This window comes from Arthrobacter sp. B0316-1-20, assembly GCF_059091865.1.
The window spans coordinates 293,915-319,849 of the sequence record NZ_JBNHHC010000003.1; the positions used below are offsets into that span (position 1 = coordinate 293,915).

Sequence of the window (25,935 nt, forward strand, 5' to 3'; positions counted from 1 at the left end):
CGTTAAATCCACATCGCCGGGTCGATGTATTCGGCCGGGTCGACGGCCGGCTTGGTTTCGCGCTGCGGATCGCGGTGCCGGAAGGTGGCCGGAATGCCGGTGATGATCGATTCCGGCGGAGCGTCCTTGACCACCACGGCGTTCGCACCGACGGCGCTGTCGGCCCCGATGACCACGGGACCCAGCACTTTGGCCCCGGCACCGATGACCACCCGGTCGCCGATGGTGGGGTGACGCTTGACCTTGTCCAGCGAACGGCCGCCGAGCGTGACGCCGTGGTAGAGCATCACGTCGTCGCCGATTTCGGCCGTCTCGCCGATCACCACGCCCATGCCGTGGTCAATGAAGAACCGGCGGCCGATGGTCGCGCCGGGATGGATTTCGATGCCGGTCAGGAAGCGTCCCGCCTGCGAAATCAGCCGGGCCGGCAGCCGCAGCGACGGTTTGGCCCACAGCCTGTGGGTCAGCCGGTGGATCCAGATGGCGTGCAGCCCGGAGTAGGCCAGGAAATTCTCCACGTGGCCCCGGGCCGCCGGGTCGTGCGACCGGGCGGCCTCGAGGTCTTCACGCAGTCGCGCTAGGAAACCCATGTGCTCTTTCTGCTTGAACAGCGCCGCTCGGCGGCAGGGGAAGCTGGTTAGCCGCGGATGTCGTCGTACAGGATCGTGGAAATGTAGCGCTCACCGAAGTCGGGCACCACGGCCACGATCAGCTTACCGGCGTTCTCCGGGCGCTTCGCGACTTCCAGCGCCGCCCACACGGCCGCACCCGAGGAGATGCCGCCGAGGATGCCTTCCTTGATGCCCAGATCGCGGGCGACGGCGACCGACGCCGACGTCGGTGCGTCCAGCACCTCGTCGTAGACGCTGGTGTTCAGCACCTCCGGCACGAAGTTGGCGCCGAGGCCTTGGATCTTGTGCGGGCCGGGGCTGCCGCCGGTGAGAATGGGGGAGTCTTCCGGCTCGACGGCGATGATCTGGACGCCGGGCTTGCGCTCCTTCAGAAGGCCGCCGGCGCCGGTGATGGTGCCGCCGGTGCCGATGCCGGCCACCAGGATGTCCACCTGGCCATCGGTGTCGGCCCAGATTTCCTCGCCGGTGGTGGTGCGGTGGATCAGCGGGTTGGCCTCATTGGCGAACTGCTGCGCCCAGATGGAGTTTTCCGTGTTGGCCACGATCTCCTTGGCCTTCTCCACAGCGCCGCGCATGCCCTCGGAACCGGGGGTCAGCACGATTTCGGCACCGAAGGCGCGCAGCATGACCCGGCGCTCGGTGGACATGGTCTCCGGCATGGTCAGGATCACCTTGTAGCCGCGGGCTGCCCCTACCATGGCCAGCGCGATGCCGGTGTTGCCGGAGGTGCCCTCCACGATGGTGCCGCCGGGCTTCAGCGCACCTGCCTTCTCGGCGGCGTCGACGATGGCCACGCCAATCCGGTCCTTGACCGAGTTGGCGGGGTTGTAGAACTCCAGCTTCACGGCGATCTGGGCCGGCAGGCCCTCGGTGAGCCGGTTCAGGCGCACCAGCGGGGTGCGCCCCACAACCTGGGTGACGTCGTCGTAAATCGGGGCCATGTTTTCCTGCCTTCTGGCCGTTCGGGCCGTTACAGATGGGGGTAACAAAACTTCTTCCACACTAGTCAGCGCGGCGAGCCGTGAGCTAAGCGGTGAGCCATTCGGCGTAATATTTTCGGGCCTTGGCCAGCTTCGGATTGATGATCACCTGGCAGTAGCCGGCATCGGGATGCTTGGCGTAGAAGTTCTGGTGGTATTCCTCCGCCGGATAGAAATCGGGCAGCCGCACGACCTCGGTCACGATGGGGTCCTGCCAGTCGGACTGTGCGCGCTCGATGGCAGCCTCGAAGGTCCGCTTGTGTTCGTCGTCGACGTAGAACATCGACGAGCGATACTGCGTCCCGACGTCGTAGCCCTGACGGTTCAGGGTGGTGGGGTTGTGCGAGGCGAAGAACATCCCCAAAATGACGTCCTCGGGCACCACCGTTTCGTCGAACGTCACGGCCACCACCTCTGCGTGCCCCGTCGTTCCGGAGCAGACCGCCTCGTAGGAGGGACTCTTCACGTGGCCGCCGGTGTAGCCGGAAACCACCTCCGTGACACCGCGCGTCCTATTGTAGACCGCGTCGAGGCACCAAAAGCAGCCACCGCCAAGCACAAAAGTCTTCATGGCTTAACAATGTCACGGACCCCTCGAATGTTCCCGGGCCGCGAACGCGGGCGGCGGCTGGTGGGCTGACCACCGCGGATGGGGTAGAAAAGGATTCATGGTCGACGACGAACAGCTCCGCACAGGGGACGCCGAAGCCCCCGCAGGCCCCGCAGGCCCCGAAGGCCCCGTGGGAACCCAGGCTGCCGAGGCAAACGCAACGCCCGACGGCGCCAACGCCCCCGAGGGAAGCGCAACCCCCGAAGGAAACGTAGTCCCCGCAGGGACCGAAGCCGCCGAGGGAACCGAAGCCTCAGTGCGGGACGAAGCGCGGCCGACTACGCCGGTGCTGGGCGATGTGCTCCTGGCCATCGAAGAGCTCTGGCCCGAATCGCTCGCTGAGCAATGGGATGCAGTGGGCCCCGTCGTCGGCCGGCCCTCCTCCGCCGTGCAGAAGATCATGTTCGCCGTGGATCCGACAACCGAAGTGATCACCGAGGCCATCGAGTGGGGCGCCGACCTGCTGCTCACGCATCACCCGCTGCTGCTGAAGCCGGTCAACTCGGTCGCAACCACCAGCTTCAAGGGAGACGCCGTGCACCGGCTGATCGAAAGCGGCTGCGCCTTGGTCACGGTTCACACCAACGCTGACAGTGCCGTCGGAGGCGTATCCGACGTGCTCGCCGACGCGCTCGGGCTGCGGGACGTGCGGCCGCTCTCGCCGGCCGACAACGGCTTGCCGGAAGAAGGCATCGGGCGGGTGGGGGAGCTGGCCGAGGCCAAGACGCTGGGCGAGTTCGCCGAGCAGGTATTCAGCATCCTGCCGGCCGTCGCCGGGGGAGTGAGGGTGGCCGGCGACCGCAACGGGATTATCCGCAGTGTGGCCGTGTGCGGCGGTGCCGGCGACTCGCTGCTCGATCAGGTCCGCGCATCGCGGGCGGACGTTTATGTCACGGCCGACCTGCGCCACCACCCGGCGTCCGAAGCGCGAGAGGGGGCCGTGGACGGCCGGCCGTATCTCATCGACGTCTCTCATTTCGGCAGTGAATGGTTGTGGCTGACGCCGGCGTCCGTGGCGCTGGACAATGTCCTGGCCGACCAGGGCTACTCGGTGGAAGTCAAGGTCAGCGTCACCAACACCGATCCGTGGGATTTCGTCCTGACTCCGGGGTAGCAGCGCTTCGTCCGGACTGTAGGCTTGGACGAGGCTGAACCGCAGTGGTTCCGCAGCGTTTTGAAAGGACGTACATGGCGAAGGCACCGGCTTCCGAGCAACTGAGGTTGCTCGACCTGCAGGCACTGGACGGCAAGCTCACCCAACTGAGCCGCCGCGCTGCAGCCACCGCCAAGAATGCCGACATCGACGCGCTGGTGGAGAAGCTGGCGGCCGCCGACTCGTCGCTGGTCGCCCTGAACACGGAGATTGCGGACACCGAACGCGAGCTGAAGCGCGCCGAAGGCGACGTCGAAACCGTCCAGTCGCGGATCGAACGCGACCAGAAGCGCTTGGACAGTGGAGCGGGTTCGCCCAAGGATCTGACCGCGCTGCAGCACGAACTGGTGTCGCTGAACAAGCGCCGCAGCGATTTGGAAGACGTGGAGCTGGAAGTGATGGAGCGCCTCGAGGGGCTCCGCACCCGCCAGGCCCAGCACCAGCAGGCCAACGACCAGTTGCGCGAGGAACTGTCCGGCTTGGAGCGCGCCCGCGACGAAGAGCTCGCCGGGATTGAAAGCGAACGTGCCGCCGCAGCCGCTGAGCGCCAGGAAGTGGCCGGCAGCTTCGAGGCCTCCCTGCTGGCCGTGTACGAAAAGACCCTTGCCCACCGAGGCATCGGCGCCGCCCGGTTGTTCCACGGCAAGTCGGAGGGCTCGGGCATGCAGCTCAGCCCCGGCGACCTGGCCGACATCCGCAAGGCAGCACCTGACGACATCGTATTCTGCCCCGACTCTGGCTGCATCCTGATCCGCTCGGAGGAGTGGGGCAGCTAACCACTGGCAACGCCCACTCGTTCCAGAGGCCAGCTCCCAAACAGCATAAGAGCGGTTCCGGCGGGAAAAACCTCAGGGTAGAACGATGTGCAGGCCGGCATGTCGGGCTCGTCAGCGCACGATCAGGCGGGACAGCCTCCGCTTGATTTTCCGCCTGAGTGCCAGCGGCGCGAGGCGGACAATTCCGCTCCGGAATGACGCCGGTCCGGGTACGGTGTCGTGCATCGTGGCGGTCGTGCCGGTGGCGTCGGCGGTCCGGATCTGTACGGTTTTGCCGGTCGGGATGGTGTAAAGCCCGCCGGCGCTGCTGAGGCTGACGTCGACTTCGTACGTTCCCGGCGGCAGTGCCGAGATGTCGACGCCGGTGCCCTTGGGGGTGCCGAAGTGGGCGCCGGAGTAGTCGCTGAGCGCGTCGCCGAAGACGTCCGTGGTCCCTCGGAAGCCCCCGGCGGCGAGGGGGAAGGCGTGGGTGCCGGCGGGCCCGTGCAGCACGAGGTAGTAGCGAGCGGCTTCATTGTGAGGGATTTCCACACCGCGCACGGCGTAGTCCCCGTCCAGATGCACCCGCGGCCCGCGTGCCCAGCTGGTGCGCAGCCGGAAGTAGGCCTGCGCCGGAGCGGTGCCGAGCACGGACCGCACATCCAGCACGGCGCCGTCGGGCCGCGTCCGGAAGCGGTACAGCCGCCCGTCCAGCTGCGATTCGGCCGCCAACGGTGTGCCGGAGGCCAGCGGCAGCTCCACCTCCCGGCCTGGAACCGCGAGCCGCAGCCGCACCTCGTACGTCCCCGTCGGCAGCCCTCCCAGATCAATGCCCCGGTGCTTGCGTGAGGAAAACCTACCCAGTCGGTAATCGCAATAGGCCTGTTGGAAGTAGCTGAAGGAGACGCCCGCGTCCTCGTTCCCACCCAGGGCAAACTCGTGTCGGGAGCCTTTCCCCGCGAGCACCAGCGTGCTGGTCAGGTCCGTCCACTGACCGGTGGCATGACCGCGCAGGAACCCCACGCCCTCCGGAAAAAACACCGACCCGGCCAGACGGGCGCCGCTGAAGTTGGCGACGCCGTCGCCCGCCTCCCGCTGCCGCGACAGCAGGTCCGCGCGCAGCTGCGGTTCCAGCCGGTTGCCGTTGCGCACCGTGCCGTAGCGCGGTGGCGCGTTCTCTGCGAGTGCATAGAGCGTGGCCAGGATCAGCGGTACGTTATAGCGCGTCACATCCGTGTGCTCGTTCACCAGGTCCGAGTCGGTCTCGATGTAGTTGAAGTTTGAGTACTTGGCGAACAGCGGCAGCGCGGGCACAATCTGCGCCAGATGGAACTGGTCCTGCGGAGAGCTGAGCACATAGATGTTCCTCTCCGTCTGTACGTCGGCAGCGACCGCGTCGGGCAGCAGCCGGTCCAGGTTCTGCATCTCGGCCTGCCCGCCGCCCCCCGTCAGGTGCGCGAAGATCTTTGGCCGGTTGGCGCGCGTATGGGTGCCGACGTACACCTGGGGGGCGCTCGCGAGGATATTGCCGAAGTCGTATTTGATGCCCAGGTACAGCGCAGCGAACCCGCCCTTGGAAAAACCCGCCAGCGTGCATTCATTCCGGCTCAGCCCCAACCGATCCAGCTCTGCATCGATTAAGGCGACCACTGCCTGCTCAATGGAAAAGTCCATATTCCGGCACAAGTAGTACGCGTGCTGCCCATCGAACTTGTCCTTGATCCACAGCCAGTGTGCCTGACTGTCCTGTGAAGCTCGGCCGTCAAACTCGTAGCTGTCGAGCGCCCCCACCCCGGCGAACATGACGATCAGGTGGCGCCGGTCGAGCTTCGCCGCTCGCCGTTTGTACTGGACCAGCACACCGCCGTGGACAAAATCTAATTCCCGTTCGGACATGCGACTCCAACGCCTCCATTAATGCTTCACGTTCTCGGACTGACCGAAGCTACGTGGCCTGAGTGAACGTCGGGCAAACTATCGCACACACCGGAGTCGAAACCCGGCGGTGGGGCCCGTCCTTCAGGGCGGACCGGTCCGCATCCCTAGGCGGCCAAAACGATATTCAGCGCGTGCGCCTTCCGGGCCGTGCCTTCGACAAGTTCCGCCTGCCAGACTTCCTGCGCCGCCTTCAACAGCGCGGCCGGCGTCTCGGGCGCCTTGCCGCGCCTCGTGACCAAGTGCCGGGCGAGTTCGCCACGGGTGTGCTTGGCGAAGTGCGAGACCACGGTGCGCTTGCCGTTGCGCTCCTGGAAAACGTTGACCACGACCGTCCGGGCGGGGTCGGGAGTCCACGCGGCGGCGTAGGTGCTCGAGCGGCAGTCCACCAGCAGGTGGCCCTCCGCGTGGGCGTCCAGCGCCTGGGGGAGCAGCTTCTTCCAATAGGAGGCGAGCTTCCCTGTTTCCGGCAGGCCCACGGACATGGACAGCCGGTAGGCCGGAATGCTGTCGGCAAAACCTATCGCGCCCCACAGCGCCGAGATAACGACGACGGCGGCGTCCGCCTTGCGTTTCTGAGCCGCGGTCATGGATCGGTAGCCGAGGGCGTCGTAGAGCACACCGGAGTAGACGGTGTGCGCCGGGGCGGAGGGTTCGTCGCGCAGCCGCGTGTTGCGTTCCACCTCCGCAGCCAGCGAGGCGCCGACGCCCAGGTGGGTGAGCGCCTCAGGGCTCCGGCTGACGTGGGCCAGGGCCGCCAGCACTTCCTCGCGGGCCGGGTTCAGCTGCGGAAACCGCAGGTCCTGCAGCTCGAACGGGTGTCCCTTCGCGGCGGCGGTTTTCCCTTCGGAAGGCGGAAGAAGAATCAGCACCGTAAGAGCCTACCGTCGGATGGCGCTGCCGAACGAAAGGCGGTCCGCCGCCGTCGTTCCCGATGGAAAGCGGCAGAAGCGGGAGGATTACGGGTCACGGGCGGGCAGGCCGTATCCTGAAGGCGGGACGGGTTGGCTGGGCGATCGCGTCGGGCTGTCCGCGAGGACGAGTCCGCCGAGGAAAGTCCGGGCTCCACAGGGCAGGGTGGTGGGTAACGCCCACTCGGGGAAACCCGCAGGCAAGTGCCACAGAAAACAGACCGCCAGGACTGCTTGGCAGGGCCTGGTAAGGGTGAAACGGCGGTGTAAGAGACCACCAGCGACCCGGGCGACCGGGACGGCTAGGTAAACCCCACCCGGAGCAAGGCCAGACAGGGCACGTTCGAGGGCTGCTCGCCCGAGTGTCCGGGTAGGCCGCTTGAGGGTACCGGCAACGGTGCTCCTAGATGGATGATCGCCACCCGGCGGCGGGCAACTGCCGCAGGTGACAGAACCCGGCTTACAGACCAACCCGTCCCACCTTTCGCCCTGCTATTCGTCGCGGGCTCGAGGACTTGGGGGGGGAGACTCCGTGTGGTGAATCCGTCCGGTTGGAGGGCCGCCAGGAGTGGCGGTATGCGCTTATTCAAAGTTGGCGTATGGCGTTGGCAGGCGCTTTATGGCGCGCAAACTAATCTCAGCCCAGAGCGCAGAGTTGCTTCCTGCCCTTGGAAAGCGCCTACTGTCCCCTCAGTGGATACTGAGGACGCCCTGGAATGCCAGGATTTGGGCCAATTGCGGAGCCCAGTGTTGGATCAGCTTTCGTCCCGTATCTGCGTCATGCATTCAATGTCTATTGATTGTCTCGATGCTGAACTAGACTGCCTGTCATCGGATAAACGTTTTTGCAGGGGGAAAGCTATGGGTGACGGCGTATGCCCGGATTGTGGGCACGAAGCCTCGGAGCCGTCAGGCACATTCCTGTACCGCGTCTTCCGGCTGCCCGCACCCAGCCGCTGTTATCAGAGCGACGGTGGCGAGAACCCGTCCGGATGGCCAGAGTTTTGTGGCTGTCGTGCCGAGTTCCACCTCCTACTCGCCTAGGACCTCGGAACGCCGCTCGGGCAGGTGTCACAGACCGGCCGCCAGGCTTCCCAACGCCCCTCCCGCCGATTCGACACCGGACAGCATGCCGAACAATGGCGGAAGCGCTGTGCCGCTGAAGCACGGTCGGCGAAATGGCTCCGAAACCCCAGCCGGCGCCAACGAATGTGGTTTCTTCACCTTCGACTCCGGCGGACCCATCAACACCACCAGCGCGCCGGGCGACCGGGACGGCCACACAGGCCCACCCGTCCCTTTATCATCTTGCATCATCTGCGGAATCACTCGGCCGCAAGTGCCTCAGCCAACATCCACGGATCATCAGTAAAGACGCCGTCCGCCCCTGCCTCCAGCAGCGAAGCCGCTTGTTTCGGATCGTTCACAATCCAGGGCCACACTGTTAATCCGGCTTCCTTCATGGCAGCGATGCTCGTACTGTCGACATCCTTATGCGGGCCGATGTAGGAGATTCCGTCTTTTGTCACTATTTCAGGGTCGATCTCCTCGTTGGCGCCAACGAGGAATAGAACGTTCAGGCCTTCGTTCGCCAAACGCGCCGCTAGGTCGTAGTCAAAAGACTGAACGATAACATTCTCTTCTATGCCGCGACGGGTTATCGATTCGACAAAGCTGTCCACATCAATGCCCGAATCCTTGATTTCCGGAACCAGAACGTGGTTCTCGCCGTACTCGTCCGCAATTTGCTCCCAAGTAGTGGGCGTGCCGGGTGCACCCCCTGCCGGATGCCGGATGGCGGCTTGGCGCCACTCAGCGAGTCTGATGCTCCCCGGTTCTCCCGCAATGCCGCTCATGGTCCTATCCACCGTTTTATCGTGCAGGGGGACAAGAGTCCCATCACCGAGAGCCCTCAAGTCCATTTCGATAGGAAAGTCGGACTCCGCCACGGCTTTGAACGCTTCGGAGGAGGATTCCGGGTAAACCATAGCCCCGCCGCGATGGGCCACCATCGTGGGTCTTTCAGGAGCAGCGCAGGCCGTCAGCACTAGCAAGATAGTTGCCAGACATAGAATTGCTCGTTTCACCCACTGAGTCTAAGGTCCGCTCGACTAAACCCAATGAAACAGCCTCGCCGCCGCGGGAGTGGGCGAGACCAGAGAGACCCCTAACATTCCAAGCGCCGAGGACGACAGTGGTCGGTACAGTCTCAGCTGGTTCCATCGCCAGCCTGCATCTATCGCCGGGGGAACTATGAACCGCCCTTCGCTGTCGCCTGCTTCGCTGCGCTCCATGCTGCGCGTTGGCCTGACAACAGCAGTCCTCACGACGCTGCTTGCCTCGACGCTGCCAGCCTTCGCTTCCGGGGAGGCGGCACCGGCCGTCCAGTCTTCCCAAGCGCCCGCTCCCGTTGATCCAACAGCGGACACCTTGCCGAACGACGGCGAAAGCCCCGTTCCGACCGAGGGCCCAGTCGGGGAAACGAGTTCGGAACCGCAGCCGACACCAACCAACGTTGTTTCTTCGCCTTCGACTCCGGCGGATCCATCCAGCGGCGCGTCGGAGGAGCAAGCCGTTCCCGCGACCCCGACGCCGTCGGTGCCGCCCGCAGAACCGGGGAAAACACCGGGGGAGCCTTCTAAGGCGCTCGGGCAACAGAGCACCCCGCAGGAAACTCCCGCAACAGAAGAGCCGACACATATTGCAGCAGGGCAGAAGGCTATCGCCGCGAAGGCCACGGCCTTGAAGCTCAGCCCGGTCAACGACTTCCGTTGCACGCTCAGGGACAACGGCTGCGTCCGTACCTACACGGATAGCGGCGGGACGGCGCGGATCGGTATCTACTGGTCTACGGCGACGGGCGCTTACGCCGTGGACCTTAAGCACCCCATCTACAAGGCATTCCAAGCGGCCAAGTACGAAAACGGCAAGTACGGCTATCCCATCGCAGACATGAAGACTGCCCCCGACAAGAGCGCCTCGCAGCAATTCCAGGGCGGCACCATCAGCTACACGCCCCCGCACATCGTCGCCGGCAAGAAGGCCATCGAGGCGAAGGCTAAGCTGCACAACCTGGTGGCCGTCAACGACTTCAACTGCCGCCTGGTGGACAACGGGTGCGTCCGTACCTACAAGCCGTCCTCCAAGAGCACCAAGCGCATCGGCATCTACTGGACGGCGAAAACCGGTGCACGTAGCACCGACCTCCAGCACCCGATCTACAAGAAGTTCGCGGCCGCAGGATATGAACACGGGACCATGGGCTACCCGACGGCGGACCTGAAGTGCGGCCTCAAGTCCCGGGGATGTGTCCAGTTCTTCCAGAAGGGGACGGTCGCGTACTCGCCCTCTACTGGCGCCAGGATCCTGACTGCACAGATGAATTACAGCTGGACGGCCCGCGGCAGCCAGAACGGCACGTTGGGCTACCCCTTGCAGGACGCCGTGAAGCGCAGCGGCAAGACCACGCAGGTTTTCCAGGGTGGCTCCCTGGTGGCGGCCCGGGTGGGCGCCGTGATGTACCCGAAGAATGAGTGCTGGGCCATCGGCGCGCACAAGACCCGCTACGCTCACAACTGGGCCAACCGGATCTCCTTCACCATCGCGGAGACGTACGGAACCTCCAAGGCCAGCTTTATCAACTGCGTGCGGGTTGGCTCCGTCTACAAGCAGGAATGGAAAACGGGCAAGGCGACCGTGGGACTCCAGGGGTTCAAGCGCCCTGGAGTGGCATCCGGGCACACCCAGTACCGGTGGTCCCCGCAGGGCAGTTTCACAGTCCATGAGGCATTCGGTGAGGGTAACCCCGGCACGGACCTCAAGTACAAGAAGCTGAACAAGCGGTCCAGATGGTCCGGTACGCTCGGCTCCTCCTACAACAAGTACTACGAAGCCGGTTCCGTGGGCTACGAACGGTGGCCGGACGAGAACATGTGGTTTTACATGCGCCTGCCCACCGGTGACTACCGCCAGGGCGCGGTGATCGACTACAACCGCGGGCCGGGGCAAACCATCAAGCAGGGCGCGGGGTTCGCCATCTTCCTGCACGCCAATCCCGTACCGACGGCGGGTTGCATCGCACTGGACCTCCAGAACGTGGTCCGTTACCTCAAGACCGCGGATCCTGGCGACAGAATCATCATGGGCGTCCGGCAGGACATCTTCAAAGCCTGATCCGTTGAACCGCCGACGGCGGTGCTTCCCTGAGCGGGGGAGCACCGCCGTCGGCGCCAGGCAGCAGACCGGCCTGCCGCCAATCCCCATCCCTGTGAGGCAGTTCACCTGTAACGGTGCGTCCCTGCTCCGCGTAGTCTCTAGAATGGATAACGGATTGGCGTAAGCCGCCGCCGATCGAGGGTCGGCGACGGGAACGGGCCGATCCGCAAGCTTCCCGCCGGCACTTGGCGGTGGCGTGCCGTGTGGCCGGACAGACTGTCTAGCCAACCGGCGTCGTCGTGAAAATCCACGGCGGTGACAACCGGGCTCGAGGGAGAACCCGGCTGATGTAGGAAGGTAATTCTGTGAACCAGATGTCAGAGTCGGCCCTGGATACGTGGACCAACCGCGAGGCACTTGCCGAAGCGATGATCCCCATGATCGGGCGCTTGTACCGCGAAAACAACGTAGTCACCTCCATCCACGGGCGCAGCCTGATCAACCAGTCCGTGGTGGGCATCCTGAAGGCGCACCGCTTCGCCCGCCAGATTGACGACGCCGAGCTGCCGCTGGAAGAGACCTTCCCCGTGCTGCAGGCCATGAGCGAGCTGGACCTCGGCGCGGGTTCCGTGGATTTGGCCCGCCTGCTGGTGAAGTTCAAGAACGAGGGTGACGGCGCCGAGCTGAAGGACTTCGTGCGCACTGAGCTCGCGGACATCGTCGGCAAGCGCGGCGCCGATGAGCGCACCAGCACGGACGTGGTGCTCTACGGCTTCGGCCGCATCGGCCGGCTGCTGGCCCGGATCCTGGTGGGCCACGCCGGCGGGGGCCACGGCCTGCGCCTGCGCGCCGTCGTCGTCCGCAAGGGCAGCGACGACGACCTGGTCAAGCGCGCCAGCCTGCTCCGCCGCGACTCGGTGCACGGCCCCTTCGAGGGCACGATCTCCGTGGATGAAGAAAACAACACCATCCAGGCCAACGGCACCCTGATCCAGTTCATCTACTCCAACGACCCGGCGTCCGTCGACTACACCCAGTACGGCATCAAGGACGCCATCGTGGTGGACAACACGGGCAAGTGGCGCGACGAGGCCGGGCTGTCCCAGCACCTGCAGTGCCCCGGCGTCTCCCGCGTGCTCCTCACCGCTCCCGGCAAGGGCGGTCTGAAGAACATCGTGCACGGCGTGAACCATGCAGACATCACCGACGAGGACAAGATCGTCTCCGCTGCCTCCTGCACCACCAACGCCATCACCCCGGTCCTCAAGGCGCTGAACGACAAGTTCGGCATTGCCCACGGCCACGTGGAAACGGTGCACTCCTACACCAATGACCAGAACCTGATCGACAACTTCCACAAGGGTTCCCGCCGCGGCCGCTCCGCCGCGCTGAACATGGTGTTGACCGAGACCGGCGCGGCCAAGGCCGTGGCCAAGGCCCTGCCGGAGCTGGAAGGCAAGCTCACCGGCAACGCCATCCGCGTCCCCACCCCGGATGTTTCCATGGCCATCCTGAACCTGAACCTGGAACAGGAGGCCACCAAGGAAAGCCTGAACGAGTACCTGCGCGGCATGTCGCTGAACTCGGACCTGCGGAAGCAGATCGACTACATCGACTCTCCCGAGGTCGTCTCCACCGACTTCGTCGGCTCCCGCCGTGCGGGGATCGTGGACGGCCTGGCCACGATTGCCAGCGGCAAGAACGCCGTGCTCTACGTCTGGTACGACAACGAGTTCGGCTACAGCTGCCAGGTGGTCCGCGTGCTTGAGGAGATTGCCGGCGTCAACCCGAAGATCTTCCCGGCCGTTCTGGAACCGGTGGCCGAGACGGTCTGATCGCCCTCAGACGGCAATAACGACGGCGGGGCCGGCGGCATGCGAATGCCGCCGGCTTCCGTCGTTAACCGGCCGGTGGGTTCGGGAACGCTTCTAAGTTAGCGATCGGAATGGCCATGCCGGCTGCGGGCGCCCGCACTGCCGCCGCCGCTATGGCTTTGCGGGGACGCCGTTCCTACAATGGCCGCATGGTAGAGATGACGCGTTGGGAACGGGCGCAGGTCAATTACAAGGAGGCCCAGCGGCTGCTGGACGCGGCGCACGACGCCTACGCCCGCGGCAATGTGACGTCGAAGCGAGTCGACGAACTCAAACGGCTTCGGGACATCGCGCTGGAAGACCTGCACCGCTGCGAAAAGGATCACCGGTCCAGTCTCACGGACAGCTGACCCGAATCGTGCCGCTGGGGACTTGAGACCTCGAAGGAAAAAGATCTCGCTTCCCCACAACGCGGACGCTAGTGGCCGAACGGGTCCGGATCGACTCCCGGCAACCACGTATTGCCGGGGACACCCCAGCCTTCCTTCCTGATGTTCTTGCGGGCGCGCTTGCCCCACCGGTCGTTGAGCCGGTCGATGTACAGCTTGCCGTCCAAATGGTCGTACTCGTGCTGCATCACCCGGGCGAACCAGCCGGTCGCCTCGAAATCCACCGGGCTGCCGTCTGCGTTGAACCCCCGGACGCGGGCCCACTCGGCCCGCTTCAGGGGATAGCTGTGCCCGGGCACGGACAGGCAGCCCTCGTTTTCCTCGTCGGGGTCGGGTTCCGCACCCGAGACCTTGCCGAGAACCAGTGTGGGATTGACCAGGACGCCGCGCGGCGGGACGTCGTCGTCGTTCGCGAATTCATAGGTGAAGATCCGCAGTCCCACCCCGATCTGCGGAGCCGCCAGTCCTACGCCGTGGGCCTCGTCCATCGTCTCGAACATGTCTGCGATGATCGCGTGGAGCTCGTCGTCGAAATTTTCGACCTCGGCTGCACGGCGGTGCAGCACGGGCTCGCCGGTGATAGTGACGGGGCGGACGGTCATTTCTCTCCTTCGCTCAGGATGTCGGCGCGAGGCGCCGCCGTCGCGGCCGGACATGCGAAGAGCCGCCCCGGCGTCGGGACGGCTCTGCCTGCCGGCTGCTGCCGGACCTTCGGGGTGAGTAACGGGGATTGAACCCGCGACCTCCTGGACCACAACCAGGCGCTCTGCCAGCTGAGCTATACCCACCACGTGCCCTCTTGTTCCTCCCGACGGGCCCCGCTCCAGCGGTTCCTGCCGGTCTCCAACCAGTAAGGCAACGCAGACTAGTTTACATGCTTTTCATCTGGCTTTTGCCACTTTAGGCGATTCCCGCAGCGAAAGTGGCGCAGCTAACATCCTAGTCCCCGGACGTGGCGCCGATGCTTGCGGCGATCTTCTTCGCGGTGGCCGAATCCGGGCCGGGGGAGGGGACGAAGACGGCCTGCCGGTAGTAACGGAGCTCATTGATGGAGTCCTTGATGTCGCCCAATGCCCGGTGTCCGCCGCTCTTGGCCGGCGCTTGGAAGTAGGCCCGGGTGAACCAGCGGCGCGAGAGTTCCTTGATCGTGGAAACGTCGATGATCCGGTAGTGCAGGTGATCAATGACGCGGGGCATGTCGCGGGCCAGGAAGGTCCGGTCCGTGCCAACGGAGTTGCCCGCCAACTGCGCCTTGCGGGGTTCGGGAACCCACTCGGTGATGTATTCCATCACTTTGTCTTCGGCCTCGGCCATCGTCATGCCGTGCGGGAGTTCGTCCAGCAGTTTGGAGGTGGTGTGCATGGTGCGGACGAAGTCGTTCATCTGGGCGAGGGCCTCAGCTGTGGGCTTGATGACGACGTCGACTCCCTCCCCAAGGATGTTGAGTTCCGAGTCGGTGACCAGGACGGCGACCTCGATGAGCGCGTCGGCTTCGAGATCCAGTCCGGTCATTTCGCAGTCGATCCAGACAATATGTTCATTAGAGATTGGCACCCGATAAATGTATCGCGTCGGCGTGCTGGCGCGCGGGACAGGCGGCAGGGAATGCCGCCGGCCCGGTGCTAACATGCAGAGAGCACCTCAAGCAGGCGTGCCTCCCACGCTGCCTTCGACTGACCGTTCCGAGGCGTGCAGACCACCCCCGCGGCACGCGCCGCACCGGACCAGGTGTACTGACCCCGGAGTGATTGGACCGCCGAGAAGATGACTGCCCAAAGACCCGCGACTGAACCTTCCAGCTCACGCAGCGGAGGCGTAGTCAAGGAACGGTCTACCCGGAGCATCCTCGAGGGCGCCATCGGCTCGATCATGATGTTCCTCGGGTCGCTGGGCGTGGGGTGGCTGGCCTCGGTGTCCGAACTGCGGCGCTGGCCGCTGCTGATCTTCCTGCGGGTGGAACTGGTCGGTGTGATCCTCTCGGTGATCCTGCTCGCCCTCGGAGGCATGATCCTGGTCAGGGCCTGGCTGCGGCTCGGCCAGCAGTTCACCGTCTGGGGCGAGTCCGCGCGGCGGGCAACGCTCACCGCCATCGTTGCCTGGGGCACCCCGCTGGCACTGTGTATCCCGCTGTTCAGCCGTGACGTCTACGCCTATATTGCCCAAGGCAAAGTCATGGTCAACAACCTCAATCCGTACGTGGACGGGTACGACCAGCTGCAGAACTATCTGCAGACCGGAGCCGACGACCTCTGGGCACGCAGCCCCACGCCTTACGGGCCGATCTTTCTCTGGATGGAAGAATTTATCGTCTGGCTCACCGGCGGCCACCCGGAATACTCCATCATCATGTTCCGGATCCTCGCCATCGCCGGTGCCGCAATGTGCGTCTACTACGGACCGAAACTCGCCGAACTGCACGGCATCAATCCCAACCGGGCGTTGTGGCTGGCCTGCGCGAATCCGTTGTTCCTGACCACCTTCATCGCCAGCATCCACAACGACGCCCTGATGCTGGGGCTGGCACTTGCAGGTCTCTACTACGCGGCGAACCGACGGGTCCTGCTGGGCATCCTGCTGGTGACCCTCTCCATTGGCATCAAACCGATCACCCTGATCTTCCTGCCGTTTGTCGGCCTGTTGTGGGCGGGCAAGGCGGCCAGTTGGCCGCGCAAATTCGGCTACTGGGCCCTGACCGCCGGGATTTCCTTCGGGCTGCTGGCGATACTCGGGATGATCAACGGACTGGGATTCGGCTGGGTCGGGGCCCTCAGCCAGCAGGGAGCCGGCCTGATGATCTGGTACGCCCCGGTCGGGCTGCTGGGGATTTTCCTGGGACTGATCTCCGGCGGCTTGGGATTCGACGGCGCGATGGTGCAGTCCGCCGTCTACACGGGCGGCCGGATCGTGGCCGTGCTGATTGTCCTCTACACCATGTTCCGCGGCAGTTACGACCGGATTGTTCGTCGGCTCGCGCTGGCGCTGGCCGCCGTGGTGTTGCTTGGTCCGATGATCCAGCCTTGGTACATCGTGTGGCTGCTGCCGCTGTTTGCGGCCACCGGGATCCGGAACGACTGGCAGGTACAGACCGTCTACGCCGTGACGTCCTTCCTCATGATCTACGCGATCACCGATCAGCTGGACATCTTCCCCTACATCGAATTCGACCTCGACATGGCGCGGCTCCTCGCCTGCATCGTTGCCGTCGCCTTTGCGCTGTATCTGGTGTTTCTGGATCCGAAAACCCGCAAGCTCTTCCGCAAGAAATACGCCGACTCCCATGACCAGCGACTCTTCTGACGCGCTCGGCAACCGATCTAGGAGAAACAGGGCATCATGACCGACGCCGAACACATCATCGCCGCCGACTTCGACGTCACCGATTGGGTGCCGGAACCCTATGAAGTCGAGGGAACAAGCTCGGACCTGAGCCGGGTCCGCGTGACCAAAGTATTTGACGGGTTGATCACAGGCACCAGCCGCGCAGAACTGCTGATGGCCGGCAACAGCACCGGAGCCGGATACGTTGCCTCCGAAGTTTTCACCGGCTCCGTCGATGGCCGCGAAGGCACGATGGTGATCCAGCACTGGGGCCTCGCGGAGGGCGAGGCTGCCGCGAGCGACGGGCACATCATTCCGGGCTCGGGCACGGGAGCGCTGGAGGGAATTGGGGGGAAAGCCATCTACGTCCAGGACGCCGCGGGCCAGCACAGCCTTGAACTGCGCGTGTTCTTCCGGGAGGGCGAATCCGCGGTTCGGGGCTGAATCATCTAAACTCGGTAGGTGCACCGCCGGTCCCTCAGGGGTGGCGACGCCACCGTTCACCTGCAAGTAAGGGAAACTACCTGGCATGAGCCTTGCCGAATATGCGAGCGAGAACCGCCTCCACCGAGTCGGTGCCCGCCCTTCGCTTTTCCGCTATCTCGCGGAAGCATGGACCCGTCGTGACTTCGCCATCGCCATGGCGAGGTACAAGATCGAGGCGTCAAACCAGCGCAACCGACTGGGCATGCTCTGGGTGTTCATCAAACCCACACTGAACGCTCTCCTGTACGGCGCGATCTTCGGTATCTTGCAGGGGGCCAGCCGGCCGGAGAACTTCCCGATGTATGTGGTGATCGGCGTGTTCCTCTTCGAGTTCTTTTCCACCTCCATGAACAACGGCGCCAAATCGATCACAGGAAACGGCGCCCTGGTGCAGTCCCTGGCCTTCCCACGGATAACGCTGCCCGTCTCCACCGTGATCCAGCAGCTGATGACACTCGTGCCAATGCTCGCCGTGATGTTCGTGTACATCCTGATCTTGGGTGCGCCGATCAGTGTGGAATGGCTGCTGATCATTCCGCTGGTTGCTATCTTCACGGTGTTCAACCTGGGCGTAGCTTTGATCGGCGCCAGACTCACGGTCCACGTCAGGGACCTGACCCAGTTACTCCCGCTCGTCACCCGGATCCTCTTTTACACCTCGGGCGTTCTGTTTTCCATCGACCGCATCCTGGCATCGCATCCTTGGGCCATCGCGCTGTTCGACTTCCACCCGCTGCATGAAATCCTTTCCATCGCCCGGGGGATTCTCATGCCGGCTATGGACTACGATCCGATCTACTGGCTCTACTTTTCCGTCTGGTCCGTAGCGGTCTTCGTTGCCGGAGTCTTGTTCTTTTGGGTAGCTGAGGAGCGGTATGGCCGAGTCGACTAAGACTGGAGAAGCGTTGATGGGCACAGATGCGGCCGGCGCCGCCCGTAAACCCGTGGTCGTCGTCGATGATCTGCATGTGAAGTACTACGTCCATGCCGGCGGAAAGCCGGTCAAGGGCACCGGGCGATCGCTGCTGCAGCGGGGAGCCGGCAGGCTCCGTACAGTCCACGCCCTGAAGGGAATCTCCTTCACCGCCTACGAAAATGAATCCATCGGGGTCATTGGCTCGAACGGATCCGGCAAATCCACGCTGATGCGCACGCTCGTCGGGCTGACGCCTCCAGCACAGGGTGCCGTCTACGCCTCCTCCCGTCCGAACATGCTGGGCGTGGGGGCGGCCTTGATCCCGGACCTCTCGGGGGAGAAGAACATCCAATTGGGCGGACTCGCGCTGGGGTTCTCCAAGCAGGAGATCAACGGGCTCCGGGACGACATCGTCGAGTTTGCCGAGTTGGAAGAGTTCATCGACCTTCCCATGCGGACCTATTCATCCGGCATGCAGGCGCGGCTGAAATTCGCCATCGCCGCCTCCAAGCAGCACGAGATCCTCATCGTGGATGAAGCACTTGCGGTCGGTGACCAACGATTCCGGCAGAGAAGCGAGGCCCGCATCCGTGAGATACGCGAGAACGCCGGTACCGTTTTCCTTGTCTCGCACTCGATGAAATCGATACTGGATACCTGCAGCAGGGTCATCTGGATCAATAAAGGCGTGCTGGAAATGGACGGCGACCCGAGAGAAGTCGTGGACGCCTACAAGGAGTCCAGGAAATAGTGACTTCGGCATCCGTCTTGCCTCCGCTGGAGGAGTACCCTGGCGTGTCCTACATCATGCCCGTCCTCAATGAAGCGGCGCATATCGAGGACGCGGTCCGCAGCATCCTAAACCAGGAATACCCCGGGCCAAAGGAAGTGGTTCTGGCCCTGGGGCCTTCAACGGATGAGACTAACCGGATCGTGGCGGACCTGCAGGCACGGGAACCGCGCTTACGCAGCGTCAACAGCCCCACCGGCCGTACCCCGGCCGGACTGAATCTTGCCCTTCAAGCCTCTAGTCATCCGGTCGTTGTCAGGGTGGACGCACACACGGAACTAGAGCCTCACTACACGAAGCGCGGGGTGGCAACGCTGCGACGGACCGGTGCGGCTGATGTCGGGGGGCTTATGGACGCCCGAGGCAAGACTCCCTTTCAACGGGCAGTCGCTGCCGCCTATGTATCGCCCTTGGGGCTCGGCGGTGCGGCGTATCACAGTGGCGCACCGGAGGGCCCGGCGGAATCCGCTTATCTCGGCGTCTTCCGACGCGAGGTCTTCGACGAGGTCGGATTTTTCGAGGAGACGCTGTGGCGGGGCCAGGACTGGGACATGTGCCTGCGCCTGCGCCAAGCCGGCTACACGGTCTGGTTCGACCCGGAGCTGAAGGTCGTCTATTGGCCGCGCGCACAGTGGGGAAAACTGGTGCGGCAGTTCTACGCCGCGGGCATCTGGCGGGCAGAGCTGGCTAACCGGCACAAGGAAGGAAAGTCCGTCAGGCACTTCCTGCCGCCAGTACTGGTGGCCGCTTTGGGCGTCGGCGTTGCCTCCGCCGGCGTGCTCGCCACCGGCACGGCCAAGACGTGGCCGGCAAGCCTGCGGCTTCTGGCGGGTGCAGTGGCTGCCGTCCCCGCGTTTTACGGTGCGGGGGTCATGTACGCCTCGGCGAGCATGCCAGGCGACCTTGGCCGACCCGAACGACTGCGGCTGCTGGCGGTGCTGCCAGGAATCCACATCAGCTGGGGGCTGGGGTATCTCCGCGGACGACTGTTCGGAGCGGCAGGCACCGTAGATACCAGCCGGAGGAAGTCGTGACAGCCGTTCAGCGGCCGGCGCGCCCCACTCTGGAGCAGCTCCGCTCCGTGGCCCAGCCGCCAGAGGTTCGAAGTAGAAAAAACGCTGAGCACTGGACCGCCGAGCTTTATCTCCGGCACATCTCCATCTACCTCACCAGCGTCCTGGTCCGCACCCCGATCTCCGCGAACGGCGTCACAGGCCTCATGATTCTGTCGGGGTGGGCAATTTCCGCGTCGCTGCTGGTTCCGGGAATCTGGGGACCGTTGCTCGCGGTCTTCTTCTCGCAACTGCAGTTGTACTTCGACTGCAGCGATGGGGAAGTCGCGCGGTGGCGCGGCACTCAAAGCCCCAAAGGCATCTTCCTGGACAAGATCGGCCACTACACCACCGAGGGGCTGATTCCCATCGCACTCGGGCTGCGGTGCCTGGGAGAGTTGGGCCTGCTGAGCCGCGATCCGGAGCAGGCCTACCTCTATCTGTTCCTCGGTGCGCTGTTGGCGTTCCTGATCGTCCTCAACAAGGCCCAAAACGAGATGGTGCACGCCTCCCGGGCGTTGGCAGGGATGGACAAGCTCCCAGATACGGCAGAGGCGAAAGCCGTTCCCGCCACGTCCTTCGTCGGCAGGCTCCGTCGGCTTGCCCGGTTCCTGCCCTTCCACCGGGTGTTGCATTCCGTGGAGATGAGTCTGCTGGTCCTGGCTGCCTCCATAGTGTCGGTGGTAGCCGGCCAGCAGGTAACGGGGGAGCGTTGGCTGCTCTTCGTCCTGGTGCCCGCCGTCCTGTTCGTAAATATCGGCCATTTCGTCGCCATCATGGCCTCGCCTAGGCTGCGGAAGTGAGCGACATGCAACATGACATGAGCGCCCAGGAACCGACCTTCGGGGTGGTCATTCTTACCCAAGGCACACGCCCTGTCGAACTGCAACGAGGATATGAAACGTTGCAACGCCAGCAAGGGGTGAAGCTGGATGTCGTAGTCGTCGGCAATGGCTGGGATCCGGAAGACGTCCCGGCCGGTTTCAAAACGCTGCATATCGAGGAGAACATAGGCATCCCCGCTGGGCGGAACGCTGGCGTTCCCCACGTCAAGGGAGAGTACCTCTTCTTCCTCGACGACGACGCCTGGCTCCTTGATGACGATTTCCTTGCCCAATGCGCAAAGCTGTTCAAGGAGCAACCGGACATCGGTATGGTCCAACCGCGGATCGAGGATCCCGACAATCCTGATGCGCCGCTGCGCTGGATTCCCAGGCTGCGCAAAGGGAGCCCTTACCACTCAAGCAACGTCTTCTCGGTGGTGGAGATGGCGATTGCCATGCGTCGAGACGTGTTCGATAAGACTCCCGGGTGGCCGTCGACCTTCTGGTACGCCCACGAAGGCATCGAGTTTGCCTGGCGCGTATGGGACACAGGATTCCGCACTTGGTATGCGGGAAACCTCCGCGCAGGTCATCCGGTCATCGATCCCCGCCGTCACGAAGAGTTCTACCGGCTCAACGCCCGCAACCGCGTTTGGCTCGCTCGGCGTAACTTGCCGATGCCGATTTCACTACTCTATATATCCTCTTGGACTGGGGTGCAAATTGCGCGGTCCATCCGCCAACCAAAGGCACTTTCCACGTGGTTCCAAGGATGGAGTGCGGGCTGGGTGAAGTCTCCTTGGGCTCACGGAGAAGTGTCTAAGAAACTCAAGTGGATAACGCTGCTGAGAATGACCGCCGGAGGGCGCCCGCCCGTAATATGATAATTATGGAGCGTAAGGTAAAAGCCGCGGCCTATTCAAACGTATTTACCAGAAAAAGTTGCGGCATCAGTATCACTCGTGAGCCGGAAGAGGCGAAATGGAAGAAAAAGTTTTCCATAAGCATGGTGTGGAGGTCCGCTATAAGACCCGCCCCTCAAAGAAGGACCGCAGGCACTTGGTTGTCATGTTTTCGGGCATCAGGCCTAATAGAGAGTATGAGTTTGATGGCGCGGCATCAAGCGAAAGCCAAGCCTCGTGGTTGTGGATTCGAGATGACTTTCATGGCGAGCATGCATACTATCTGTGTGAAAACTTTGACTTTAGCATCGAAAATGCTGTAATCGATCTTATCGAGGAGCAAGTTCATAGACTTGGACTCTCAAAGGATCAATGTACGCTAGTCGGCTTCTCCAAAGGGGGATCAGCGGCCCTCTATTTCGGAATCAAATACGGATTCAAGAACATAGTAGCCGGCGTCCCGCAGATCGCTATCGGTTCGTACATTCGCGATACACGCCCTGCGATATTCGAGCATATGACGAAATCGAAATCGGAGGCGGAAGTCGCCTACTTGGACGCACTGATCCCGTCACTCATTGTCAACGACGCTAACCTGCAGCGCAATATCTATATTTGGTCGTCGCCTCAGGACAAGGAATACGCCAGCCAAATTCAGCCTTTTGTTTCTTTGTTTGACAAGTACTCGAATATGAACCTCGTCTTAACTGAGTCTCCTATCGTCGACGCTCATAACGAAGTAATCAAATATAATCTTCCTTCGATTCTCGGAGTCATCTTCCTGCTCACGGATATGATTGTTCCGAAGTACGGGAAAGCTATCAATGGCGGACCGGCAATAGAGCGCCAGTATGGCTTAACGGCCCTGGAGCCCTCCACAGCACCGCGAACGGATCATGCAAGTTTGAGCGCTTTTAGGCTCTCGGGGGCCTTGGCATTTCCGGCAGGGGTGGCTTTTCGTCCAGGGTACGAGCTTTCGTCGTTCGAGTCTGTGTCCCGGAGTATTGTCTTTCGAAGCGAAAGTATCAAGGTACGTCACAAGCTTGGAGCTGTCCTCAGCAAATGGGCGACTTCCAAATTCTATGACACTGTCTATTGTGATTATCGGTATGCAGGATTCGCGTCGCGCAAACATCGGGGCGTCGATCTCAGGGAAATTCCCGCGGGTACTTATGAAGTACTAATTTCGCAGACCGTCGCGGGTGAAACAAAGCAGACGCGATTGCGCGCGTCTAGTACTTTGGACGAAGCCTCGGCTGAGGGCGAATATCTATATCGTGTCCGCGCATCTTCGGCCGGCGCTTACTTCGAGAAGCGTTCAATCATCGGTGCCTCGCCCACGGACTCAGTTTTCTCGGTTAGAAGAGCCTGGATTGAAAATACCTCAATGCATCTCGAGGGCGTCTTCGCCGTCAAAGGTCACGAAATCCATCACCCCAGGGCTGCTTACTACTTTCTTGTATTTGAAACCGAACAAGGGACGTACTCTTATCAGCTAGGGACTGCTCGGCGAAGCGATCAAAGAGGGCTTTTTGCGGACGGAATCGCAGATTATACCCGAGCCTACTACGCCACTCCAGGCTTTTCGGGGGTTGACCTCAGTGCCTTGCCGTCGGGATCGTACCGTGTACGAGTAACCCTAGTTCATGGAAGTTCCGTCTACTCGGTTGAAGTCTCATCGACCTTCATGAAGAAAGACGCCGATATATGGCTAGCAGCAACGGACGGGCTGCTTGGTGAAAGGGTCGCAGACCACGAAGCTTTTACTATGCCAGAGCCGACACTGTCGTCTTCCGCTGTCAAAGTTTCTACGGGCAGTCGAACTGATTTTCATACTAGTGGGCCCATCGGTGGAACGAGCTAGGCCGCAATGACCGACATTCAGCAGATGATCTATTCACACGCCGGTTATGACATCAAATATAAGTTTCGACCTGCAAAGCAGGATCGCAAACACCTCATCGTGGTTTTTTCTGGGTTTCGTCCTGCGCATTCGCCTTACGATTTCGACGGCAGTGCCTCTGCGAATCTCCGAAGCAACATGCTCTGGATAGCGGATGATATCGCTGGAGGAATTACCTACTACATTAGGGACCGCGAGGGATACGGCATCAGCCATTCCGTTAATTCCCTAATTGAGATGGTTAGGTTGGAGCTCGGCCTTGAAAAATCTGACTGCACTTTCGTCGGCTTCTCTAAAGGAGGCACAGCTGCTCTCTACCATGGGCTAGCCTTCGGCTACCCGAACATCTTAGCATCAGCGCCTCGAATGAATATCGGGAGCGGGAATCGAGAGGGACGTCCCGAAGTCATAGCAAATATGACTGTTTGCGGTTCTGACCGCGAATTGCAGGAGCTGGACGAGGCGGTTCCCAGTCTATTGTCATCGACCGGTAGTCGGGATAAAAACATATATCTGTTTTCTTCGAAATCGGATCATTTCCATGCAACCGAGACCGCGCCTTATCTGCAACACTACCGTCAATATACCAACTTCAACTACTTTGAAACTGACAGCCACCTCGTTAGAAAACATAAGGATGTCACCCTTTATAATATGCCTCTGATCATTTCAATTTTGGCCGCGTTGGGAGAGGGGGCAGTCCCGCGCTTTGGAGAGGTAATTAACGGCAACAGGAAATACCCACCGGTCGCCTCCGAGATGCTTGGTTCGCCGGCTCGGGACGAAACAGTGCTCGAGATGGACAGGGTGCATTTGGACAATGGGTATCTTCATATGGAAGGGTCGGCCTTCCTTCGCGGCCGCTCCGCGAGAACCGCACGAGACGTTGCGACTAAGCTGGTACTCACATCCGATGAGACCACTCACGAAATCCTGCTTCATCAGACATCGGATTCAAAGCTTTCGTCAAAGTACTATAGTGGCGACTTCATCGACTATTCGTTTGGCGCTTTCACAACAAGTGGCCGCCCAGTAAGCCTGGAAAGTTTGCCCTTCGGCAGGTACAAGTGTGAGCTGAAGATCAAGCACGCTCGTGTATCTCCTCCGCTAGCGCGAATAGTATGGACCGGCGCGGAATCGTCAACCATACACGGCAACGCGCTTTTGCAGGTACGGAAGGGACGACTGGGGTTGATGCTGGTCAAAAGGCCGATCATCGGTTTCACCCCTGATAGTTCCTATTTTTCACTTCGTGGTGCTTGGATCAAGGATGACCTCATTCACTTGGAGGGGTACTTCTTTGTGCGCGGAGTGGAAGTCTCCTCATACGATCACGTTAAGTATTACGTCGTTTTTGATGCACTGGATGGCGAGACTTTGTCCAAGGGGATTGCGCTGGCTAGCAGTAGAAAGCGTAATCTGGCCTTTAAACTTGGGGATCAATGGAGCGATTACAGTCACGCATACTTCGCCAGCAAGCGATATCTTGGACAAAGGCTTCCGCATCTTGCGCCCGGGGAATATCGTGTATGGCTAACCGCTGAGTTTTCTGCCGGAGCCGTCTATTCCCATGACAGCGGTAAGGTGTTGCGCGTGTCCTCAAACGGTTCCGTAGAATTGACGGAAGAGCTCTCATAGGCTGCCCGTTTCGTCCTAGCTAGCGTATCTCCTGCCTTTCCTAACGGTCTTGGCAGCGCGATATGGACGCCAGGACCTGAGCGTGGTTACACGCTGAAGGGGTGCTACCTCTCCCGTTGGTGAATTATCACAAGTGCAACGGATCCTAGAGACCTTCTGGTGCGCAACTGCGGCCCGCTCGCCCGTGGGTGAATCATATCTGAGCGGATCCTATCCGGCCGTTCAGGGGCACACCTGGCCAGAGAAGTGAGCTTCTCCCGCACGTGTGGCTAATCTACGAGCTGAGCAAACGAAGGCCCGTCGAATACGTCTCGCACTGCGGGATGCTTCTGCGCGCCTTCCCTCGGATGGCTCGCCCGGCAGGCACCCGCAGGCTTCGAGAGCTGGGCGCCGGCGGGAGGGGGCACGGGACCGGCCGCGGAGACCGGGACGAACGCGGCGAACCCTGCTTGCTGCTGCACGTTGACGGATAAAAGCTCGGCAGCATGCCTGCCGCGCCGGCTGGCGCGCACGCGCCTGCGCGGTATGAGCTTCTACTTCCCAAGAAGCCGGTGGCATTCTTTTCCGGCTGCCTAGCGAACAAATAAAGTCCACCAGACCCACTTTTTTCCTGGACGCGACCTTCTTGGCGGCGCAGGGAGCGCCATTGAAAGGGCTCTCGGGCCACGCGCGCCAGCTTAACGGCGCTCCAACGAGAAACGAGTCGACGCCT

Annotated in this window: 22 protein-coding genes, 1 tRNA gene and 1 other RNA gene; 15 read left to right on the top strand and 9 right to left on the bottom strand. The window is 62.3% G+C overall.

Features of this window, described 5'->3' with window-relative positions; all coding sequences use genetic code 11:
• Positions 1-2 precede the first annotated feature (2 nt).
• From epsC to msrA, 3 genes are all read right to left on the bottom strand, one after another.
• Positions 3-590: a serine O-acetyltransferase EpsC gene (epsC, locus tag AC5RW2_RS06595; RefSeq protein ID WP_493977395.1), complete on the bottom strand. Its 588-nt coding sequence runs from the start codon at positions 588-590 to the stop codon at positions 3-5.
• A gap of 47 nt (positions 591-637) precedes the next feature.
• A complete protein-coding gene (gene cysK, locus AC5RW2_RS06600) occupies positions 638-1,573 on the bottom strand; it encodes a cysteine synthase A (protein WP_493977396.1) in 936 nt (311 codons plus the stop codon).
• Between the two features lie 85 nt (positions 1,574-1,658).
• Positions 1,659-2,183, bottom strand: coding sequence for a peptide-methionine (S)-S-oxide reductase MsrA (gene msrA / locus AC5RW2_RS06605; RefSeq protein ID WP_494073822.1), 525 nt, complete (start codon positions 2,181-2,183; stop codon positions 1,659-1,661).
• Between the two features lie 97 nt (positions 2,184-2,280).
• Between msrA and AC5RW2_RS06610 the strand changes: the two genes are divergently transcribed.
• Positions 2,281-3,336, top strand: coding sequence for a Nif3-like dinuclear metal center hexameric protein (locus tag AC5RW2_RS06610; RefSeq protein WP_494022947.1), 1,056 nt, complete (start codon positions 2,281-2,283; stop codon positions 3,334-3,336).
• 74 nt (positions 3,337-3,410) lie between these two features.
• Positions 3,411-4,151, top strand: a complete 741-nt coding sequence (locus AC5RW2_RS06615) for a zinc ribbon domain-containing protein (RefSeq protein WP_493999930.1) — start codon at positions 3,411-3,413, stop codon at positions 4,149-4,151.
• A gap of 111 nt (positions 4,152-4,262) precedes the next feature.
• Here AC5RW2_RS06615 and AC5RW2_RS06620 read toward each other — a convergent pair whose 3' ends face one another.
• Positions 4,263-6,026 (bottom strand): hypothetical protein, encoded by a 1,764-nt coding sequence (locus tag AC5RW2_RS06620; RefSeq protein WP_494022949.1) that lies wholly within the window; start codon positions 6,024-6,026, stop codon positions 4,263-4,265.
• 146 nt (positions 6,027-6,172) lie between these two features.
• Positions 6,173-6,937, bottom strand: coding sequence for a YaaA family protein (locus AC5RW2_RS06625; RefSeq protein WP_494022950.1), 765 nt, complete (start codon positions 6,935-6,937; stop codon positions 6,173-6,175).
• Between the two features lie 128 nt (positions 6,938-7,065).
• On the opposite strand from AC5RW2_RS06625, the gene rnpB reads away from it, so the two are divergent.
• Positions 7,066-7,455: RNase P RNA component class A (rnpB, locus tag AC5RW2_RS06630), an RNA gene on the top strand.
• An 846-nt stretch (positions 7,456-8,301) separates the two neighbouring features.
• Here the strand turns inward: rnpB and AC5RW2_RS06635 are convergent.
• Positions 8,302-9,063, bottom strand: a complete 762-nt coding sequence (locus AC5RW2_RS06635; protein ID WP_494073823.1) for a glycerophosphodiester phosphodiesterase — start codon at positions 9,061-9,063, stop codon at positions 8,302-8,304.
• Positions 9,064-9,718: 655 nt separating this feature from the next.
• Between AC5RW2_RS06635 and AC5RW2_RS06640 the strand changes: the two genes are divergently transcribed.
• From AC5RW2_RS06640 to AC5RW2_RS06650, 3 genes are all read left to right on the top strand, one after another.
• Complete coding sequence (locus AC5RW2_RS06640; RefSeq protein ID WP_494022952.1) at positions 9,719-11,149, top strand: L,D-transpeptidase family protein; 1,431 nt, start codon at positions 9,719-9,721, stop codon at positions 11,147-11,149.
• A 356-nt stretch (positions 11,150-11,505) separates the two neighbouring features.
• On the top strand, positions 11,506-12,966 hold the full coding sequence (locus AC5RW2_RS06645; protein ID WP_494001266.1) for a glyceraldehyde-3-phosphate dehydrogenase: 1,461 nt from the start codon (positions 11,506-11,508) through the stop codon (positions 12,964-12,966).
• Positions 12,967-13,154: 188 nt separating this feature from the next.
• Positions 13,155-13,355 (top strand): hypothetical protein, encoded by a 201-nt coding sequence (locus tag AC5RW2_RS06650; RefSeq protein WP_493999925.1) that lies wholly within the window; start codon positions 13,155-13,157, stop codon positions 13,353-13,355.
• 68 nt (positions 13,356-13,423) lie between these two features.
• Here the strand turns inward: AC5RW2_RS06650 and def are convergent, their stop codons facing one another.
• From def to orn, 3 genes are all read right to left on the bottom strand, one after another.
• Entirely contained in the window at positions 13,424-13,996 is a 573-nt protein-coding gene (def, locus tag AC5RW2_RS06655) for a peptide deformylase (RefSeq protein ID WP_494073824.1), read from the bottom strand.
• A gap of 113 nt (positions 13,997-14,109) precedes the next feature.
• Positions 14,110-14,182, bottom strand: a tRNA-His gene (locus AC5RW2_RS06660).
• Positions 14,183-14,333: 151 nt separating this feature from the next.
• Positions 14,334-14,948, bottom strand: a complete 615-nt coding sequence (gene orn, locus AC5RW2_RS06665) for an oligoribonuclease (protein WP_493999923.1) — start codon at positions 14,946-14,948, stop codon at positions 14,334-14,336.
• A 210-nt stretch (positions 14,949-15,158) separates the two neighbouring features.
• Between orn and mptB the strand changes: the two genes are divergently transcribed.
• The 9 genes from mptB (at position 15,159) to AC5RW2_RS06710 (ending at position 25,223) form a co-directional block, all read left to right on the top strand.
• On the top strand, positions 15,159-16,691 hold the full coding sequence (gene mptB / locus AC5RW2_RS06670; RefSeq protein WP_494022954.1) for a polyprenol phosphomannose-dependent alpha 1,6 mannosyltransferase MptB: 1,533 nt from the start codon (positions 15,159-15,161) through the stop codon (positions 16,689-16,691).
• Between the two features lie 36 nt (positions 16,692-16,727).
• Positions 16,728-17,156 (top strand): DUF3224 domain-containing protein, encoded by a 429-nt coding sequence (locus AC5RW2_RS06675; RefSeq protein WP_493999921.1) that lies wholly within the window; start codon positions 16,728-16,730, stop codon positions 17,154-17,156.
• 85 nt (positions 17,157-17,241) lie between these two features.
• A complete protein-coding gene (locus tag AC5RW2_RS06680) occupies positions 17,242-18,090 on the top strand; it encodes an ABC transporter permease (RefSeq protein WP_494022955.1) in 849 nt (282 codons plus the stop codon).
• Complete coding sequence (locus tag AC5RW2_RS06685) at positions 18,074-18,865, top strand: ABC transporter ATP-binding protein (protein WP_493999919.1); 792 nt, start codon at positions 18,074-18,076, stop codon at positions 18,863-18,865. The genes AC5RW2_RS06680 and AC5RW2_RS06685 overlap by 17 nt, the downstream gene beginning before the upstream one ends.
• A complete protein-coding gene (locus AC5RW2_RS06690) occupies positions 18,865-19,938 on the top strand; it encodes a glycosyltransferase family 2 protein (protein WP_494073825.1) in 1,074 nt (357 codons plus the stop codon). The genes AC5RW2_RS06685 and AC5RW2_RS06690 overlap by 1 nt, the downstream gene beginning before the upstream one ends.
• Positions 19,935-20,759, top strand: coding sequence for a CDP-alcohol phosphatidyltransferase family protein (locus tag AC5RW2_RS06695; protein ID WP_494022957.1), 825 nt, complete (start codon positions 19,935-19,937; stop codon positions 20,757-20,759). The genes AC5RW2_RS06690 and AC5RW2_RS06695 overlap by 4 nt, the downstream gene beginning before the upstream one ends.
• Before the next feature lie 5 nt (positions 20,760-20,764).
• Entirely contained in the window at positions 20,765-21,664 is a 900-nt protein-coding gene (locus AC5RW2_RS06700) for a glycosyltransferase family 2 protein (protein WP_494023301.1), read from the top strand.
• Positions 21,665-21,761: 97 nt separating this feature from the next.
• The gene (locus tag AC5RW2_RS06705; RefSeq protein ID WP_494022958.1) at positions 21,762-23,546 is read left to right on the top strand and encodes an accessory Sec system protein Asp2; all 1,785 of its coding nucleotides are present in this window, start codon (positions 21,762-21,764) and stop codon (positions 23,544-23,546) included.
• Positions 23,547-23,552: 6 nt separating this feature from the next.
• Positions 23,553-25,223 carry a hypothetical protein gene (locus AC5RW2_RS06710; protein ID WP_494073826.1) on the top strand — a complete coding sequence of 557 codons (1,671 nt, stop codon included), beginning with the start codon at positions 23,553-23,555 and terminating at the stop codon, positions 25,221-25,223.
• The last annotated feature ends 712 nt before the right edge of the window (positions 25,224-25,935 follow it).